Below are 18,915 nucleotides of genomic sequence, written 5' to 3'. Positions count from 1 at the left end.
CGCATTGCGTTACCATATTTCAACATGGTAAATTAACTTTTATCGGTTGTTTTCAAAATCGCAGTGAGTCATAAAGATAACCCCGCTGAGAATTATTCAATTATCGATTAATCATCGACGTGTTTTGCAGGATGTTTAGCCGGCTTATTCTCCAAGTCGGTCCGAACAACCAAGACGTCGCAAACTGCGGTTCGAGTGACGTATTCAGTAACTGAACCAATCAGCAAACGCTTCACGGCGTTTAGCCCAGTGGCACCAATCATAATCAAGTCGATATCTAATTTCTTAGGCATGTCACGGGCGATAATGGTCTTAGGTGCACCGTATTCAATTGAGTAGTCAACGCTGCTAATGCCAGCATCTTTGGCCTGTTGAATATACTTATCCAAGGTCTTCTTGGCAGTATCGGTTACTTCTTCGACCATGGTCGTATCGAAGCTCGAAATATTTTGAAATGCGCGGGTGTCCACAACGTGAACAAGGTGCAGATCGGAATCGTTTCGTTTAGCAACTGCAACGGCTTTTTCGAAGGCCAGTTCGGCTTCGTAAGAACCATCAACTGGAACTAAGATATGCTTATATTGTTGTAACATGATGACTCACCTCTCTCTACTTGTTAACTCCATTCTACGTTATTTTGACGTAAATAAAAAGAGAAATGTAAATCGTTTTCATTTGATCTTCGGAAAGAAATGCACCAGCATTAATTGGACAGCGATGATATCAATGACGCCAACAAGCAACGTCATGGAAATGAAAACGTCATTTTGCATGATGGTTGCAATTGCTGCCACAACGCCAATCACAATCAACGACCAGCCACCAAAACGGACAATGCCAGAAAGGTTACGGTTACTTTCGGGATGAAAAACCAGAAATGGCCGCTTGGTGTGGCTAAGAAAATACCAGCCGATAAAAAAGGTTAATAAAATAAAGATGATCATCAAAATATTAATTAACACGGAAAAGCCTCCAGTGGGTGATCGTTAAATCAACAAATAAAGAGCTGACTTACAAGGTGCAAGTCAGCTCCCAAAGTGTTGCCACTTTGAAGATCTAATAGTGCCGTTAATTGCCCGATAGGTTTTGGCCCGCTGATAAGCAGGTGGGACAGGTATATCGGTATTCATGCTACCAAGTGTACAAGGCCTGCAATCCAACCGAGTTAACCTAAGTCCCAATGTAACAATATTGTTCGGCAAACACGTATGTGGGCAACGCGCACACCCTAGAACTTAAATATATTTTAGCATAAATAAGGCCGATTATCCATTTTAGCCCTCGCAACGGGTCAGTCTATTTTTGACCACGCTGTGCAGCTCGTAGACGCTTATACTGAGCTGCCAGGGCGGTTTCAAATTTACCGTTGGTTTTAGGTGAATAGTACTGGGCATGCTTAATTTTATCTGGGAGGTATTGCTGGGCCACCCAGTCGTTTTTAAAGCTGTGCGGATATTTGTAATCGACGCCATGTCCCAGTTGGGATGCGCCTTTGTAATGTGCATCCTTCAAGTGATCAGGAATCTCACCATAATTGCCGGAACGGATATCGCTCATTGCAGCGTCAATGGCCATGATTCCTGAATTGGATTTTGGCGACAGACAAAGTTCAATCACGGCATCTGCTAGTGGTATTCTCGCCTCGGGGAACCCAAGCCGTTGAGCTGCTGTGACGGCCTCAACAACCCTTGCTGCGGCTGGCGGATTAGCGAGACCAATATCTTCATATGCGATGACGGTCAAGCGTCTAGCAATTGTCGGCAGGTCGCCAGCTGTTACCAAGCGTGCCAAGTAGTGGAGGGCGGCATCGGTATCACTGCCACGAATTGATTTTTGAAATGCAGAAATAACGTCGTAATGGGCATCACCGTCTTTGTCGTGGCTGAAGGCTTTTTTCTGCAAACATTCTTCGATGATTGGCAGGGTTAAATGAATCGAACCATTGGTTTCATCTGTGGACTTAGCGGCCAATTCCAGACCGTTTAACGCACTTCTTAAATCACCGTTGGTGGCCGTTGTCAGCATCCGTTCAGCAGCAGAGTCTAATTCAATCTTTTCATTTCCCAAGCCCCTTACCTTATCCGTCAAAGCTCGGTCAATGGCTGTCCTAATGTCATCTGGTGTCAGCGGTTTGACCTCAAAGATTTGCGTTCGACTCCGAATAGCTGGATTGATTGAAATATAGGGGTTTTCGGTGGTGGCGCCGATTAGAACAATGCGGCCGTTTTCAAGGTGGGGGAGTAAGAAGTCCTGTTTTGCTTTGTCTAAGCGGTGAATTTCATCCAGTAATAATATGACTGTTCCGCTCATTTTGGCTTCCTCGGCCACGATTTGAAGGTCTTTTTTTGAATCAGTCGCTGCATTCAGTTTACGGAAAGCGTATTTTGTTGAACCAGCAATGGCACTGGCAATACTGGTTTTACCGGTACCAGGTGGCCCATAGAGAATCATTGAAGACAGCATTTTAGCTTTGACCATCCGGGAGATAATTTTTCCTGGGCCTACTAAATGCTGCTGGCCGACCACGTCTTCAATTCGTTGTGGGCGCATGCGGTAAGCTAAAGGTTGTGGCATATCTGTTCCTCTTTCAAAATTTACTGATTAAAGTGGTGCTTGATTTTTTCCCAGAATGAAGTTGGCGTTTTGGTTTCTTCTGGCTGAGCATCCTTAGACGCGGGATATTTTAGTTCCACTTTGATTGGATTCACATCGATCGCTGTTTTAGCGATCACGACTAAGCCAGAATTTTTCGGCTGGTCACCGTAAAAATCATCTTGCACGATCGTAAACGCTCGCTGCAACTGCCCAGCAATCGTTAGGTATGGCTTTAAAGATGCCATGCCTGCGTGGCCATTAAAGATGACCTGATAAACGGGATGAGCAGTAAGTTCTTGCTTGAATGCGGTTTGAAATTCACCTTGCTGCACCTGTTCGATCGACATTAGAAGTGAGACCCGTTCGCGGAAGGTTCCTAAATATTGACGTTGTTCATCGGGATGCAACTTTGGTGGACCGTACATGGCGTTGTCCAAGTGTGACGTTAATTCATCTTTGTCAGGCATTGCGTAACACCAACTTTCTTATATAATAGATTTGTTTGAAATTATCAGATGCATCCTGATATGAACATGAAGCAAGATGCGAATTGACTGTAAAATACATTGTAACATGGCTGAACAAGGAATGTGATCTTAGGGATGATTTGCAATCCTTCAAATCCAAATAGAGGTGATTAGATTGTTTACCGAATCAGATTTTGAGATCTTTGATGACCCGACGCTTTCGGGACGAATGGCTGGTATTCGTGCCAGAATCGATCCTAAGTTTGAGGCACTAGCACCGAAAGTCATTAAAGGCTTGTCACTTGCTCAGGCCATTTACCCGCATATCGCCAAACATTTACGGCGGCATAAAAATCCACCAATGAATACTTGGATTGCATTTAGCACTAATCCGAGGGGCTATAAAATGATGCCACATTTAATGATTGGGTTTTGGGATGACCGTTTATTTGTTTGGCTTGCGACTCTAGCAGAAGCCAAGGAACGCCAAAAGATGATTGCGAGATGGGAAGCATTATTGCCAAAGCTGACTGAGTTGAGTGGGAATTATCAAATCAGCCCTAACCATACTGCTAAATCTTATCGTGACCTCACACCAGCGGGGTTAATCGCTCAACTTAACCACTATCGAAGGGTTCAACAAGCCGATTTTATGGTGGGAAAGCAGTGGTTTAGGGGCGATAACATCTTTTTGCAACCTGCTCAGGTTCAATCGGAGTTATTACGGGTCAGTATTGAACTTCGACCAATTTTTGCTGAATTAATTAAATAGGCAGACGTCATTAATTTCATTGATGAAAGTCGACTCCAATCTTGATTACCATCTAGCTTGAATCGGTGTTAAAAATCAAAATACAGTTGGCGATGATACCAAAAGTGAGTTTTGACGGGTACCTTCAGAAAAAATTTCGATTTCGTGGGTGCACCTCAACTCTCAAGTTTCAAGGTGCCCACTTGGGGTATTACTATCCTTTATGTTTAAACGGATTTTGTCACCCAATCGAAAAAAAACGATTTGCACGGGTTCGTGCAAATCGTTTTTTGATAATCATTTGTGAATCAACGGTTGTAGAATTCAACGATAAGTGATTCGTCAATATCAGCATCCAGTTCCTCACGTTGTGGTTCACGAACAAGCTTACCTTCAAGCTTGTCAGCATCGAATTCAACGTATGGTGGACGGCCAACAACTGCTTCTACAGCATCCTTGATGACTTGCATATCCTTTGACTTTTCACGAACGCTGATCACTTGACCAGGCTTAACTTCGTAAGAAGGGATGTCCAAACGCTTACCATCAACGGTGATGTGACCGTGGTTAACCAATTGACGAGCTTGGCGACGTGTCGTAGCCAAACCTAAACGGTAAACGACGTTGTCAAGGCGACGTTCAAGTAAGATCATGAAGTTAACACCATGCTTACCTTCACGGATCTTGCCAGCACGCACGAACAAGTTGTGGAATTGACGTTCAGTCAAACCATAGGTGAAACGCAGCTTTTGCTTTTCACGAAGTTGAGTGCCATATTCGGACAACTTTGAACGACGGCCTTGACCGTGTTCGCCGGGTGCAAAAGGCCGACGTGCTAATTCTTTACCAGTACCTGAAAGTGATACACCAAGACGACGTGAAACCCGCCAGCTTGGTCCAGTATAACGTGACATAAATTTGGTTCCTCCAATATTTTTAGTTGGAGTAAAATAATCTAACGTGAGTTTGATATTCGTGCAGATCCCTTTGCAGTTTTCGCCTTGTGCAGCCGCAGGTTACTTACTGAACCACCATTTGGCAGTGATCTGTTGACGAGCTTACCGCTCACCGCTGCATTATTTTACACAAACGCCAGTATACTGCCAATCTTTACTGAATGTCAATATGTTTCAGTAGAATGGCAGCAAATTGTTCCAGCTCTGCTTGGTCGTCTTCAGTAAAACGCCCAATTTTAGGTGAGTCAAGATCCATGACACCAAGTTTAATACCATCCTTGGTTAACGGGATCACAACCTCACTATTGCTGGCAGAATCACAGGCGATGTGACCGGGAAATTCGTGTACGTCACGAACAAGCTGCGGTTCTTGCTGCTGCAGAGCAGTTCCACAAACGCCAGTGCCGTTTTTAATGTGTACACATGCAACGTTGCCTTGGAAGGGACCTAAAATCAGCTCATCATCTTTTGGCTGATAAAGATAGAAGCCAGCCCAGTTTAAATCTGTCATACTTTGATTTAGTAAAGCTGAGGCGTTACTGAGGTTAGCAATCAAATTGTGTTCATCGTATAACAGAGCGTCTAACTGTTGATTCATCATTGAAACGGTGGTCTTAGTTTCCGTCATATTAGTACCTTCTTACTTTTTAGTTTACGAATGTTTAAATTCGCATGAAGCCTTTTCGCTAGGTATGCTATAATTTAAGCTGTTATAGATTTTAATGGCTATTCGATGAAAAATCAAACATAACTATTTCATATACATAAAGTTATATTTTTGGTCACGAAGGACGGGGATTAGATGTTTAGGGTTTTAATAGGTATCGTTATCCTGGCAATCGTCATTTACGCTGCGATTTTAATTTACCAGCAGTACTTGATTCGGCGGTTGAAGGGAATCGATGAACAAAGAACTGAACTTTCGTTGGATGCGCTGGGAACTGCCGTAGCGGAAGTTAAGGCTATGAGCCTGACTGGTAAAACGTTGGAGCAGGTTAAAGACCTCACTAACGATTATGAGGACCTGAATAAAAACCGGCTGCCAAGGTTGGAAAAACAGATCAACGATGCGATCAACAACGCTAAGCAGTACCGGGTATTAACTGCTCAGCAAGCAACCAATAAGGCCACCCAGTCTTTAAATGTTGCTCAACAGGCAATTGATCAAATTCAAAAACGGATCCAGGAACTTAAGAAGATCGATGCCCAACATAAACAGGCCGTTAAATCACTGGAGGCCAAGTATCAGTCGCTCCGGAAGACACTGCTGGCAAAGAACTTTATGTATGGTGATGCTATCGATGGACTGGAAACCCAACTTGGAAAACTGGAAGACGATAACGATCACTTTCGAGAACTCACCAGTCAAGGCGATCATGAAGCGGCAGCAAAACTGTTGGATCAACTTCAATCGGATACGGACCACCTTGACGACATGTTGGAAATGATTCCGCCGTTGGTCAAGAACCTCGAAACTGAATTTCCAACCCAAATTGATGAACTTAAACAGGGTGAAAAAGAACTCAGCGAACAGGGTTATCAGTTTCCAGAAGCTGACTTGCATGACCAGATTGCTGCGTTACCTGCCGAGATTAAAAATAGTAAGGCTCAGTTGGCAAAGCTGAATCTGGATAACGTTCAACAAGTAGATACGGCGCTGTCGACAAAGATCGATCACTTTTACGACCTCATGCAAAAAGAAATGGCTGCTAAGCCGAAGGTCAATGAGAAGCTGGATTATTTAGCCAAGTTCATTTCCCATGCTAAGAACCAAAATACGTTGCTGACTCGTGAACTAGAGCGTTTGAATCTCAACTATACTTTAGACCATAACGAACTGGAAACCGCGCGGGAGTTTGCTGAACAGATCAGAAACATTGAAACGGCTTATCAAAAAGATGTGGAAGCCGTCCACAATAATGAAGCAATCTACACGGAAGTCGAAGCTCGTCAGACTCGGCAAGCTCAAGATTTGACTCAGATTGAAAAGCAGCAACAGGAGATCAACGATTCAGTGGCTGGTCTTGCTCAGGAAGAAGAGCAGGCCAAGCAAACTTTGCAGAAGTTCGAATTTAAACTGCACAGCATTCGTCGGGAAGTTGAAAATTTGAATCTACCAGGAGTTGCTAAAAGTTACCTTGATTATTACCAAGTTGTTAGTGATGAGATCGATAAATTGAATGATGATATGAACCAGGTTCAAATTGACATGGAAGACATTACCAAACAGCTCATCATGATTCAGTCTGACTTAGATATTTTGAGTGAAAAGACAGAGGACCTGGTTGATTCTGCGCAATTGGCAGAGCAACTGATTCAATATGCCAACCGCTATCGGATCACAAACGAGGAAGTGGCAACTGCCAGCAAGGAAGCCCAGCGCCTTTTTGATGAAGATTTCGACTATGCCAAGAGCTTGGAGACCATCGCCACTGCCGTTGACCAAGTTGATGCAGGCGCCTACAAAAAGTTGGAAGATCGATACTATCAAGCTAAGGCATCGTCTGATGAACCTGTTACTGATGAGGAGACAGATCAACAGTAAATGATACGTGCAGAGGTAGGGGCAAAAGTTAATATTGGTAAGTATCGAACTAATATTTTCACACAGAGGTCGTTAAAAATATGACTCAACCTTCAAGACTGTCCATGGTCTAAACGGGCGTCAAAATTCAGCTCCCTGCCATGCATGCAAAGAGCGCCGCAGATTCCAGAACCAGGAATCCACGGCGCTCTTTGTCTACACTATGGGCTCTAACCGAGTTTCGCCCCATTTTTTGGTGTCTGATGAAAGGCTAAGTTATCAACTTGTATTGGGTCAGGGAACTAAATTACGGTGAACAAGTTGATGATTTTCGCGTTAAAGAAGCACTCCTAAACTTTAGCTGGTTTGTTTGTAGACCGATTTTTATCATGGTCTCGCTTACGTCCGGTGCTTGCTTTCCCCATCCTAATCCATTATAATCAATCCCAGTCTACGTGGTTGGAGTCGAACCAATCTAAAACAAAGAGGCATAGGATATATGATTTATTTTGATAATAGTGCAACTACCAAGGCGGATCCCGAAGTTGTTTCCACTTACGATACCGTAAGTCAACAAGTCTGGGGTAATCCTTCTAGTCTGCATCAATTTGGCGAACAAGCCTTTAACTTGCTTGAACAGTCCCGCAAACAAATTGCCGATTTGCTAGGCGCTTCTCAAAGTGAGATCCTTTTCACCAGTGGTGGTACCGAGGGTGACAACTGGGTCGTCAAAGGAACCGCCATTGAAAAACGGCAGTTCGGTAAGCATCTCATTACAACTGCTGTTGAACACCCAGCAATTCATAATTCGATGGAACAGTTAAAACAACTGGGCTACGATGTTACGTATCTACCGGTTGATAAGCACGGCCGTATTTCAGTTGATGATTTGAAAGCTGCGATTCGGCCAACAACTATTTTGGTTTCTGTGATGGCCGTTAACAATGAAATTGGGACAATTCAGCCACTCAAAGAAGTCGCTGAGGTCTTAAAAAACTACCCCAAGATTCACTATCACATTGACGCCGTTCAAGGGATTGGCAAGGGTATTCAAGATTTGATCATGAACGACCGGGTTGATTTTGTGACCTTTTCAGGCCATAAGTTTCACGCTCCACGAGGGATCGGTTTCATTTACGCTCGTCGTGGCCGGAAGATTGCGCCTTTGATGACTGGCGGCGGTCAGGAACGAAATCTGCGCAGTGGAACTGAAAATCTGCCAGCAATTGCTGCCATGGCCAAGGCTCTCAGGTTATTATTAACTGATGAAGATCAAAAAGTGGCCTTGGAACGACAAATTAAGCAGCGGATATTTGATCACGTTAAACAATTTCCATTAGTGACAACATTTTCTGAAACGGGCGCTGATTTTGCCCCTCACATTCTTTGTTTTGCCATTCAGGGCGTCCGAGGCGAGACTATCGTGCACGCCTTTGAAGAGCACGATATCTACATTTCAACGACTAGTGCCTGCAGTTCTAAGAAACACGTGGCTTCCAGTACGCTAACTGCAATGCACATACCAGAAAATCTTTCTACTAGTGCGATTCGGATCTCTTTAGACGATCATAACACGCTGGCTGAAGCCGATCAGTTCAACCAAGTATTTGATCAACTTTATGATAAATTCAAAGTACTGTCAGCATAATCAAGAACGAAAAGGGGATCCATATGCAATATTCTGAAATTATGGTGCGTTACGGTGAACTCTCTACCAAGGGTAAGAACCGTAAAGACTTTATTCGTCAACTGGGCCGCAACGTTCGACGCAGTTTGCACGAATTCCAAGGCCTTAATATTCGCGCCCAATATGACCGCTTACACGTGGCCCTGAATGGGTACGATACAGATCAAGTCATTAAACGGCTTAAGGGTGTCTTTGGCATTGAAAATTTTTCGCCAGTGATTAAATTGGAGAAGAATTTTGATGCTGTTAAGGACACAGCGCTTGAAATGATTCAGGCCCAATTCCAACCGGGAATGACATTTAAAATTAATACCAGACGTCAGGATCACCACTACGAGTACGATACCAATCAAATTAATGATAAGTTAGGCGGGCATATTTTACGTCATATCCCAGGTATCAAAGTTAAAATGAAGCATCCTGATATTACGTTACGTGTAGAAGTCCGTTTGAACGGTATCTTTTTGAGCAGTGAAACCATTCAAGGCGCAGGTGGTCTGCCCGTTGGAACTGGTGGTAAAGCCACCATGATGCTCTCTGGTGGCATTGATTCACCGGTGGCGGCATATTTAGGCATGAAGCGGGGAGTTCAACTGGATATGGTGCACTTCTACAGCCCGCCATATACGAGTGAACAGGCTCTAGCTAAGGCTAAGGATCTGACCGCTAAGTTAGCCGGCTATGCTGGGAGTATCCAATTTATTCAAGTCCCGTTTACCCATGCTCAAGAAACGATCAAAGAGAAGATTCCCGAAGGTTATTTGATGACTATTCAACGGCGGATGATGTTACGAATTGCTGCGGCCATTTCACTGGCCCGCGGGGATAAAGGCGTCTTCACAGGTGAATCGTTGGGTCAGGTTGCTTCTCAGACACTAGAAAGCATGATGGCAATTAATGATGTCACCACGTTACCCGTTTTGAGGCCATTGGTATCAATGGATAAGACTGAGATCATTAAGATCGCCGAACAAATTGATACCTACGATTTGTCGATTTTACCGTTTGAAGATTGCTGTACCATTTTCACGCCACCAGCACCAAAAACACGGCCAGATCTGGAGAAGACGCGCAACTTTGAGAAACTGATCGATGTTGAGGGGCTAATGAAAGAGGCTCTGGATGGTATTGTGGTTTCTGAAATTAAACCAGGTGATAACTTCATGAATCAGCAACAAGAAGTTTTTGCTGAGCTTCTGTAAGCGTGATTTCTGCGGTTAAACAAATAAACTTGAAGTGGTAATCAAATTAATCGTTGTCATCTCTTTTGCAATCAAACTGTCAGACTTTGGCAGTTTGATTGCGATTTTAGTTATCGTAAAATTTCGATGATATTGCCTTGCTTTTCGAGCTTTATCGCGGTAAATTTAACCTAAAAGTTGACCGTCAAGGTTCGACTAAAGGAGTGGTAATTCATGCAAGTTACATTTAATGGTGAGGCTGCCAAGCTGGAGGGAACGCCGCCACAAGTTGGTGAGCAGTTGCCAAAGTTTAAAGTTTTCAATCAAAACGATGAAAAAGTTAAAATGGCGCAACTTTTGGGCAAGCCACTGGTTCTGTCCATTGTTCCCGACTTAGATACACCAGTCTGCAGTACGCAGACGCGCAAGTTTAACCAGCAGGCTGACCATTATCCAGATGCGACTTTTGTAACGATCTCTAACAATACTATTCAGCAGCAAAAGAACTGGTGTGCTGCGGAAGGTGTGACAAATTTGCAGGTTTTATCCGATGAGGAACTGTCATTTGGGTATGCTACCGATTTGTATTTGCCCAACCTCGGTTTTTTAGCGCGTTCAATCATCATTACTGATGCAGAAGGGAAGATCACCTATGAGGAGATTGTTCCGGAGATTACCGACGAACCAGATTACTTGGCTGCACTGGCCGCTTTAGAAAAAATGACGGATAGAGTTGACGAGTAATCAAAAATTGGCTATCATAGCGAGTATAAGCAATGAGCAAGAGAGTAGATCGTAGGTGCCGTGCAGAGAGAAAACGCTAGGCTGGAACGTTTTTCGCACCGCTGATTGAAGGTAACTTGTGAGCTGTCGGGCTGAACACTAGTAGGCCTGACCGGAGTGACATCCGTTAACGATTGTTATTAAGAGGGGTTAAAAGCCCAATTTAGGTGGTACCGCGAAGCACTTCGTCCTATGTTGATAGGACGGAGTGCTTTTTTCTTACATAGCAATCAATTCAAGAAGGGAAGAGATTAGATGACAGATAAGTCAACAGAAATGCCACCCAAGTACGATCCTCAGTCTGTTGAAGCTGGACGGTATAACCAGTGGCTTGCAGACGGATTATTCAAACCTAGTGGGGATAAGAAAGCCCACCCATATTCAATCGTTATTCCGCCGCCAAATGTTACTGGAAAGCTGCATTTAGGTCACGCTTGGGATACAACACTGCAGGATATGATCATTCGGCAAAAGCGGATGCAGGGCTATGATACTCTCTGGTTGCCAGGAATGGATCATGCCGGAATTGCAACGCAGGCGAAGGTTGAAGCTAAACTTCGTGAGCAAGGCATTAGCCGTTACGACCTTGGCAGAGAGAAGTTTATTGAAAAGGTTTGGGAATGGAAAGACGAATACGCGAATACCATTAAGCAACAATGGGCGAAGCTTGGTCTTTCGCTTGACTATTCCCGTGAGCGGTTCACGTTGGACAAGGGGCTGTCAGAGGCCGTGAAAAAAGTTTTCGTTCAACTTTACAAAAAAGGGTTGATCTACCGCGGTGAGTACATCATTAACTGGGATCCGCAGGCCCGAACAGCTCTTTCCGACATTGAAGTTATCCATAAGGATGATAAGGGTGCCTTTTATCATGTTAAATACAAGTTTGCTGACGGTCAGACCAAGCTGAACGGTAAGGATTACATTGAAATTGCAACCACTCGGCCCGAAACGATGATGGGCGATACTGCCGTGGCAGTGAACCCAAGCGATGAACGTTATAAAGATGTTGTCGGTAAAAAGGTCATTTTACCGTTAGCAAATCGTGAAATTCCGATTATCGCTGATCAACACGCGGATCCAGAATTTGGTACTGGGGCTGTGAAAATCACTCCAGCCCATGATCCAAATGACTTTTTGGTTGGTAACCGGCACCATTTGGAACGAATCAACACCATGAATGAAGACGCCTCAATGAACGAAAAGGCGGGTAAGTACGCCGGTATGGACCGTTTTGAAGCTCGCAAAGCAATGGTTAAAGACTTGCAGGATCAAGGCTTAATGATTGCTATCGATCCCATCGTCCACTCAGTTGGGCATTCGGAACGGACTGGTGTCCAAGTTGAGGCACGGCTGTCGACGCAGTGGTTTGTTAAAATGAAACCACTGGCTGAACAAGCCTTGAAGAACCAAGAAACGGATGATAAAGTCGATTTTGTGCCCGAACGATTTGAAAAGATCTTTGAACAGTGGATGGATAATATCCACGATTGGGTAATTTCCCGCCAGCTGTGGTGGGGTCATCAGATCCCTGCCTGGTACAACAAGAAGACCGGTGAGATCTACGTTGACGAACAACCGCCGAAGGATATCGAAAATTGGGAACAGGATAAAGACGTGCTTGATACCTGGTTCTCAAGTGCTTTGTGGCCGTTTTCAACCATGGGCTGGCCGAACACGGACGCCCCTGATTACAAACGGTACTTCCCAACGAACACGTTGGTTACCGGCTACGATATTATTTTCTTCTGGGTATCACGGATGATTTTTCAAAGCCTTGAATTTACTGGTCGACGGCCGTTTGAACACGTTTTACTGCACGGCTTAATTCGTGATGAACAGGGTCGTAAGATGAGTAAATCCCTTGGTAATGGGATCGACCCAATGGATGTTATTGATAAGTATGGTGCTGATGCCTTACGTTGGTTCTTGTCGAATGGTTCGACGCCTGGTCAAGATATTCGGTTCACTTACACCAAGATGGACGCCGCTTGGAATTTCATCAACAAGATCTGGAATGCCAGCCGATACGTCATTATGAACTTAGGCGCTATGAGCAAGCCCGAATTACCTGATGAGAGTCAGTGGGACTTGGCTGACCGTTGGATCCTAAGTCGTCTGAACAAAACGGTTGCGCAAGTGACTGAACAGTTTGAAAAGTTTAATTTTGGTGAAGCTGGCCGAGCACTTTATGATTTTATCTGGAGTGACTTTTGCGACTGGTACATTGAAATGAGTAAGGAAATCTTGACTGGTGATGACGAGGATGCTAAGGACAAGACGCGTAACGTTTTAGCCTATGTTTTGGATCAAACGTTACGCCTGTTACACCCCATCATGCCATTCGTGACTGAAAAAATTTGGCTCACGATGCCACACGAAGGCCATTCACTGGTGACCGCCCAATATCCAGTCACTCATAAGGCGTTTGAAAATGAAAAGGCCGAGGCTCAGATGGCTAAACTGATCGAATTGATCAAAGCGGTCCGTAACATTCGTGCGGAAGCCAACGCACCAATGTCATCCGAAATTGACGTGTTGATCAAGACCGATGATGCAGAGTTGACTCACGTTTTTGAATCCAACCGCGATTACATTGACCGTTTTGTTCACCCAAAGGAACTGCAAATTGGTCCTGATGTTAAGGCACCAAAATTAGCAATGACCGGGATCATTACCGATGCTGAAGTTTATGTACCATTGGCTGAACTGGTTGATTTAAATGATGAGGCCGCACGGTTACAAAAAGATATCAAGAAGTTTGAGTCTGAAGTTGACCGCGCTAAAAAGAAACTTGCAAACAACCGCTTCGTTGAAAATGCACCTGATGAGGTGGTCGAAGGTGAGCGTCAAAAGCAGGCTGAAAATGAATCAAAATTACAAGCTACTAAAGACCGTTTAGCAGCTTTACAGACTGCACAGTAAGTGAGTGACATGGTATAATAGGACGCATGATCAACGAGTGGTGTCGCACGAGTTGTCAGTTGATTAGCGACGTTAATATACCAATTCAATGACTGATACAAAACAAGCGAAATTCTCAGTTGATAGCTGAAAATCTCGCTTGTTTCATATTATCGTTAAATGATTGCGTAGCAAAATTAGTGGTCTGAACCGGAAAGAGTGGCAAAGTTAACATGGTGGAGAATTATGAAGCGGCGTTAGGATTTATTCATGGCAGAACAAAGTTTAAAAAAAGTGATCATCTTAACCGAATGAAAAAGTTTCTAGCCTTACTCGGTGATCCTCAAGATAACGTGTCGGCGATTCACGTAGCCGGGACTAATGGCAAGGGGTCCACCGTGGCGTTTACTCGTGACCTGTTACAGTCACAGGGGTACACAGTTGGCACGTTTACCTCGCCGTTTTTAGTGCGGTTTAACGAACGAATCTCAGTGGACGGAAAGGCTATAAGTGACGGTGATTTAATCGATTTAGTCAATCAGGTACAGCCGGTGGTTGCTGATTTGGATGCCCATTATCCAGAGGGCGGTCCAACAGAATTTGAAATCATTACGGCAATGATGTTCCTGTATTTTAAAAACCACGTTGATGTCGCCGTGATCGAAGTCGGCATCGGTGGCCTGTTAGATTCGACAAACGTTTTCACACCGGCTGTTTCGGTGATCACGACGGTCGGTTTTGACCATATGAAATTGCTGGGCAACACGCTGGCTGAAATTGCTTCACAAAAAGCTGGGATCATCAAGCCCCATGTCCCAGTGGTCGTTGGTAAATTACCGGATGAAGCAATGGCGGTGGTCAATCAAACTGCTAGTGCCCACCAAAGCCCAATTTATCGGCTTGGCAAGGAGATTCAAGCACCAATTAAATCTGAGGCAGGCTGGCAGGAAAAATTTGACTTTCATTTTCGTGATTTCAACTTTAAAGGGTTAAAAATAAGTCTTTTAGGTGATTATCAGGTTGATAATGCCAGTTGTGCTTTGGCAGCGTTTCTTTTATATCAGCAGCAACATCATCAGCCCGTCGTGGCAGCCAACGTGGCGCGCTCATTAGATGAAACCGTGTGGGCTGGCCGTTTTGAGCCGTTACACAAAGAGCCTTTGATCGTCATCGATGGTGCCCATAACGAACCTGCGATCACCGAGTTAACGAGATTGCTTAAGCAACGATTTAGCGATAATGAAATTTTTATTTTGTTCGGCGTACTGGCTGACAAGCAGCATGATAAAATGCTTTCAACGCTGCGGACAATTTCAAATCTGCATATTATTCTGACTACCTTTAAGGGCCCAGGGACCCGTCAAGTTACTGATCCCAAGGCGTTAGCTGCGCAGTATGCTGACGATGATCGAATCGAGGTTATTGATAACTGGCAACTAGCAATTGGTGCTGTTTTACAGCGAATGTCTGCTGAGGATCTTTTCTTGATTACCGGTTCGCTGTACTTCATTTCTGATGTACGGGCCTTCTTTTTGGAGCCTTAAAGTACTGAAGATGCGTTTAGGTTGCAATGTAATATTTAATTTCTTTTAAATCGTTAATTAATACTTGCCAGGACGCCCCTAAATTAGTTATGCTTTTAACCGGCAAGTAGTTATTAAATGACTAGGTATGGTATAATAACACCTAGCAAATTAACAAGCAATCTAACCGTGTGATTGTGGCTAAATGAAGGGATGAAACAGATTGTTCGGATTAGGAACTAAAAACATTGGCATCGACCTCGGTACGGCCAACACGATAGTCTATGTCGACGGTAAGGGAATCGTTTTACGCGAACCCTCAGTCGTCGCAAAGAACTCGAAAACTGGCGAAATTGTTTCCGTTGGTGAAGATGCGAGAGCAATGATCGGACGCACACCAGCAAGTATTGTAGCTATTCGTCCAATGAAAGATGGAGTGATTGCCGATTATGACACAACCGTTGCCATGATGAAGTATTACATTCAAAAGACATTGGGTAAGTCAAACGGTAAACCATACGTCATGGTTTGTGTGCCAAGCGGGGTCACAGAAGTTGAAAAACGGGCTGTGATCGATGCTACTCGGGTTGCCGGTGCTCGTGATGCATACGTGATTGAAGAGCCATTTGCAGCAGCTATTGGTGCCGGTCTTCCTGTAATGGATCCTACTGGGAGCATGGTTGTGGATATTGGTGGTGGGACCACCGATGTTGCCACGATTTCATTAGGTGGGATCGTTTCTAGTCGTTCAATTCGAATGGCAGGGGATAAGTTGGATGAAGCCATCGTTGCTTACGTTCGTCAACACTTTAACCTCTTGATCGGTGAACGAACTGCTGAACAGTTGAAGTGGGATATTGGTTCCGCCTCAAAGGAAGCCGTTAAAGAAGATGATGGGGCTACGATTCGTGGGCGTGATCTCATTTCGGGACTGCCAAAGACGATTGAGGTATCAGCAATCGATATTGCCGATGCGATCCACGAGCCAGTCGAAGAAATTATTTCTGCCATCAAGGAAACCTTGGAAGAAACTTCTCCAGAAATTGCTGCTGATGTGATCGACCATGGGATCGTTTTAACCGGTGGCGGTGCGCTCTTGAAAAATCTGCCTGACGTGATTGCTGATGCTACAAAGGTGCCAGTTTTCATTGCTAATGACCCACTTGATTGTGTTGCGATTGGCACAGGTGAATCACTTAAGAGTATTGATGTCATGAAAAAGAAATAACATTCGGGAGTGAGGCATCGGTTCCAGTCATGTATCTGTTAGGCATAATGCACTGCGGATAGGCTGAGAGCCCCTCCAGCCGTGAAAGCAAATAATTCCGTATGTTCAATTTCAGAACATACGGAATTATTTACTTATAGCCGTTGGATTGAAAAATGCCGCGCTTTTTGAATGTGGTAATGAGACGATATCAACTTGTTACAATTTTGAGATTGCAACGTTCATTGGAGGACGATCATGAATAAATTCTTTTCAAACCGACGATTAGTGATCGTGATTGTTTGTCTAATTGTCAGTTTTGGGCTTATGAGTGTTTCTGTTGCTATCCGCAACAAACGCTCAACACCGCCATTGATCCAGCAGTTTGGCAATGACGTTGTGGGACTGGTCAACCGGGTTATTGCGTGGCCAGTTAATGGTTTGAAGGGTTCCGTGACTGGTGTTTCGGATTTACTTAACACCTATCAGGAAAACCAGCGATTAAAGAGTCAGGTTCAAGAACTGGCGCAGACTAAAGTTCATGATCAATCTGTTAGTCAGGAAAATAAGCGGTTAAAACAAGAACTAAAGTTAAACCACGCCTTGACCGATTACTCACCTGTTAACGCTACCGTAATTGCACGAACACCATCATCATGGGAAAATCAAGTGATCATTGATAAGGGTAGTGCAGCAGGTATTAAAAAGAACATGCCAGTGCTTTCTGGGTCTGGTTTGGTCGGGCGTGTCTCAGAAGTTAACCGGACAAACAGTAAGGTTGAACTGCTGTCAAATAGTAGTGAATCTGCCAACCGTTTTGCGATTTCAATCACCAATAAGAGTGGTAGCACGGTCAATGGTATTATTTCCGGTTTTGACAACGCTAAGAATCAAATTGAGATGGGTAACATTACCTCAAAGACCAAGATTCAAAAGGGCGATAAAGTCGTTACCAGCGGTCTTGGCGGTATCATGCCGGCTGGCCTGTTGGTGGGTACAGTCGCCTCAACTGGAACGGATAACTATGGGACGGCCTCAAAGATTACGATCAAACCCGCTGCAGACATTTCCGAACTTAGCGTTGTGACAGTTGCAATCAGACAAGCTCAAACAACCAATTAAGGAGGCAACTATGTTACGAGTAACTAAATTACGTTACGGCTTTCCAATTGGGTTGTTACTGTTTTTCTACCTTGACGGTATCTTGGGTGCGGTTTTTCCCAAACAACTTTTCAGTTATCCGTATTCAATGAGTAGCTACTTAGTTGTTTTGTGGCTGGTACTTTCGGTTTTTTTTGAAGACCAGATTCATATTCCGCTAGAAATTTGGGCTGCAATTGCTGGGGGCCTGTTTGACGTCTACTATACCGGTATTTTTGGAATCTTTGTGTTTGTATTTCCAATTGTAGTTGCACTGACTAGGGCCTGTTACAAAGCCTTTCCAATCAACTTTTTAAGTGGTCTGCTGGTTCATTTTATCGACGTGACCATTGTCTGCACCTTAAGTTACGTGGGCAATTTGGTTGTGCACTTGACCAGTGCTTCTTTTGCTGACATGCTGGTTTACTCGTTAGCGCCGACACTGGCGTATAATTTGGCCGCTTACGTGATACTATATTTTCCAATTCAATGGGTCTTTGACCGGTTGAAGAATTAAAGAGGGGTCGGGAGTATGCAAGCTGTTGTGTTAAGAGGAAATCAAGATGGTTACCAGATCGTGTTGGATCAGGCCGCCGGTTTTGAAGAGATCAAGGAGAAACTTAGGGAACTGCTTGATAATTTGGCAACTGATTCGCCGGTGACTGATAAGATCAGTTTCGATGTTTTAAGCCCAAAACGGTTACTGACGGCGGATCAACATCAGCAATTAGAAGCGATTTTTGGGACCTACGATCATTTCCAGATTCATAAAGTGATTCCGGACGTGATGACGATTGAGGATGCCACCCGTTTAAAAGAACAGGAAAACGTTCACCTAGCTACTCAGACTATTCGGAACGGGCAGACGCTTGAAATGAAGGGTGACGTTTTATACTTTGGTGTCATTAACGAAGGCGGGCGGCTATTAACAACCGGCAACATTTACGTTATGGGTCGCGTCTTGGGAATCTTGCAAGCTGGTTACCCTAGTTCTGAAGATAAGATCGTGATCGGTGATTTTCACCGAGCACAGCAAATTCGAATCGGTGAACAAATCAACATCGTAGAACCGGATGAAGTTCCGGATGACGCACAGACTGTGGCATACGTGAACGACCTTCATGTATTGGAATACGGACAACTTTCAGAGTTAAAAACAATCAATCCAAAAATGTACCACCAAATGGGAGGCTAACATAA

General features: G+C 44.2%; 17 protein-coding genes, 1 other RNA gene and 1 other annotated feature. Of the genes, 11 read left to right on the top strand and 7 right to left on the bottom strand.

The annotated features are described in order from the left end of the window. Positions 1 to 107 precede the first annotated feature (107 nt). From GM612_RS10310 to GM612_RS10290, 5 genes are all read right to left on the bottom strand, one after another. A complete protein-coding gene (locus GM612_RS10310) occupies positions 108 to 593 on the bottom strand; it encodes a universal stress protein (protein ID WP_155432281.1) in 486 nt (161 codons plus the stop codon). Positions 594 to 671: 78 nt separating this feature from the next. Further along, positions 672 to 962, bottom strand: a complete 291-nt coding sequence (locus tag GM612_RS10305) for a hypothetical protein (RefSeq protein WP_343031888.1) — start codon at positions 960 to 962, stop codon at positions 672 to 674. 87 nt (positions 963 to 1,049) lie between these two features. Beyond that, positions 1,050 to 1,238: non-coding RNA, 6S RNA (gene ssrS, locus GM612_RS10300), on the bottom strand. A 58-nt stretch (positions 1,239 to 1,296) separates the two neighbouring features. Beyond that, the gene (locus GM612_RS10295; RefSeq protein ID WP_155432280.1) at positions 1,297 to 2,574 is read right to left on the bottom strand and encodes a replication-associated recombination protein A; all 1,278 of its coding nucleotides are present in this window, start codon (positions 2,572 to 2,574) and stop codon (positions 1,297 to 1,299) included. Positions 2,575 to 2,594: 20 nt separating this feature from the next. Next, positions 2,595 to 3,062 carry a YueI family protein gene (locus GM612_RS10290; protein ID WP_155432279.1) on the bottom strand — a complete coding sequence of 156 codons (468 nt, stop codon included), beginning with the start codon at positions 3,060 to 3,062 and terminating at the stop codon, positions 2,595 to 2,597. 175 nt (positions 3,063 to 3,237) lie between these two features. Between GM612_RS10290 and GM612_RS10285 the strand changes: the two genes are divergently transcribed. After that, positions 3,238 to 3,834 carry a DUF1054 family protein gene (locus GM612_RS10285; RefSeq protein WP_155432278.1) on the top strand — a complete coding sequence of 199 codons (597 nt, stop codon included), beginning with the start codon at positions 3,238 to 3,240 and terminating at the stop codon, positions 3,832 to 3,834. Between the two features lie 287 nt (positions 3,835 to 4,121). On the opposite strand, the gene rpsD is transcribed toward GM612_RS10285, so the two are convergent. Both rpsD and GM612_RS10275 read right to left on the bottom strand, forming a co-directional pair. Continuing rightward, a complete protein-coding gene (rpsD, locus tag GM612_RS10280) occupies positions 4,122 to 4,727 on the bottom strand; it encodes a 30S ribosomal protein S4 (protein WP_155432277.1) in 606 nt (201 codons plus the stop codon). A 196-nt stretch (positions 4,728 to 4,923) separates the two neighbouring features. Then, positions 4,924 to 5,397, bottom strand: coding sequence for a GAF domain-containing protein (locus tag GM612_RS10275; protein ID WP_155432276.1), 474 nt, complete (start codon positions 5,395 to 5,397; stop codon positions 4,924 to 4,926). A gap of 174 nt (positions 5,398 to 5,571) precedes the next feature. Between GM612_RS10275 and ezrA the strand changes: the two genes are divergently transcribed. The 10 genes from ezrA (at position 5,572) to GM612_RS10225 (ending at position 18,910) form a co-directional block, all read left to right on the top strand. Beyond that, positions 5,572 to 7,314, top strand: coding sequence for a septation ring formation regulator EzrA (gene ezrA / locus GM612_RS10270; RefSeq protein ID WP_155432275.1), 1,743 nt, complete (start codon positions 5,572 to 5,574; stop codon positions 7,312 to 7,314). Between the two features lie 478 nt (positions 7,315 to 7,792). Beyond that, the gene (locus GM612_RS10265; protein ID WP_155432274.1) at positions 7,793 to 8,941 is read left to right on the top strand and encodes a cysteine desulfurase family protein; all 1,149 of its coding nucleotides are present in this window, start codon (positions 7,793 to 7,795) and stop codon (positions 8,939 to 8,941) included. A 23-nt stretch (positions 8,942 to 8,964) separates the two neighbouring features. After that, positions 8,965 to 10,182 carry a tRNA uracil 4-sulfurtransferase ThiI gene (thiI, locus tag GM612_RS10260; RefSeq protein WP_155432273.1) on the top strand — a complete coding sequence of 406 codons (1,218 nt, stop codon included), beginning with the start codon at positions 8,965 to 8,967 and terminating at the stop codon, positions 10,180 to 10,182. A 213-nt stretch (positions 10,183 to 10,395) separates the two neighbouring features. Further along, positions 10,396 to 10,905 carry a thiol peroxidase gene (gene tpx, locus GM612_RS10255; protein WP_155432272.1) on the top strand — a complete coding sequence of 170 codons (510 nt, stop codon included), beginning with the start codon at positions 10,396 to 10,398 and terminating at the stop codon, positions 10,903 to 10,905. A 23-nt stretch (positions 10,906 to 10,928) separates the two neighbouring features. Further along, positions 10,929 to 11,140 (top strand) — a binding site (T-box leader). A 59-nt stretch (positions 11,141 to 11,199) separates the two neighbouring features. Beyond that, complete coding sequence (locus GM612_RS10250; protein ID WP_155432271.1) at positions 11,200 to 13,866, top strand: valine--tRNA ligase; 2,667 nt, start codon at positions 11,200 to 11,202, stop codon at positions 13,864 to 13,866. A 212-nt stretch (positions 13,867 to 14,078) separates the two neighbouring features. Next, positions 14,079 to 15,389, top strand: coding sequence for a bifunctional folylpolyglutamate synthase/dihydrofolate synthase (locus GM612_RS10245; protein ID WP_155432270.1), 1,311 nt, complete (start codon positions 14,079 to 14,081; stop codon positions 15,387 to 15,389). A 202-nt stretch (positions 15,390 to 15,591) separates the two neighbouring features. Then, entirely contained in the window at positions 15,592 to 16,596 is a 1,005-nt protein-coding gene (locus GM612_RS10240; protein WP_155432269.1) for a rod shape-determining protein, read from the top strand. A gap of 237 nt (positions 16,597 to 16,833) precedes the next feature. Next, positions 16,834 to 17,697, top strand: a complete 864-nt coding sequence (gene mreC / locus GM612_RS10235) for a rod shape-determining protein MreC (protein ID WP_155432268.1) — start codon at positions 16,834 to 16,836, stop codon at positions 17,695 to 17,697. Between the two features lie 10 nt (positions 17,698 to 17,707). Further along, a complete protein-coding gene (mreD, locus tag GM612_RS10230) occupies positions 17,708 to 18,232 on the top strand; it encodes a rod shape-determining protein MreD (RefSeq protein ID WP_155432267.1) in 525 nt (174 codons plus the stop codon). Positions 18,233 to 18,247: 15 nt separating this feature from the next. Beyond that, positions 18,248 to 18,910, top strand: a complete 663-nt coding sequence (locus GM612_RS10225; protein WP_155432266.1) for a septum site-determining protein MinC — start codon at positions 18,248 to 18,250, stop codon at positions 18,908 to 18,910. Positions 18,911 to 18,915 lie beyond the last annotated feature (5 nt).

This window comes from Secundilactobacillus folii (genome assembly GCF_009720675.1).
Lineage (GTDB): Bacteria > Bacillota > Bacilli > Lactobacillales > Lactobacillaceae > Secundilactobacillus > Secundilactobacillus folii.
Note: the sequence above shows the minus strand (reverse complement) of the source record. Positions and strands in the feature narration are given on the sequence as shown.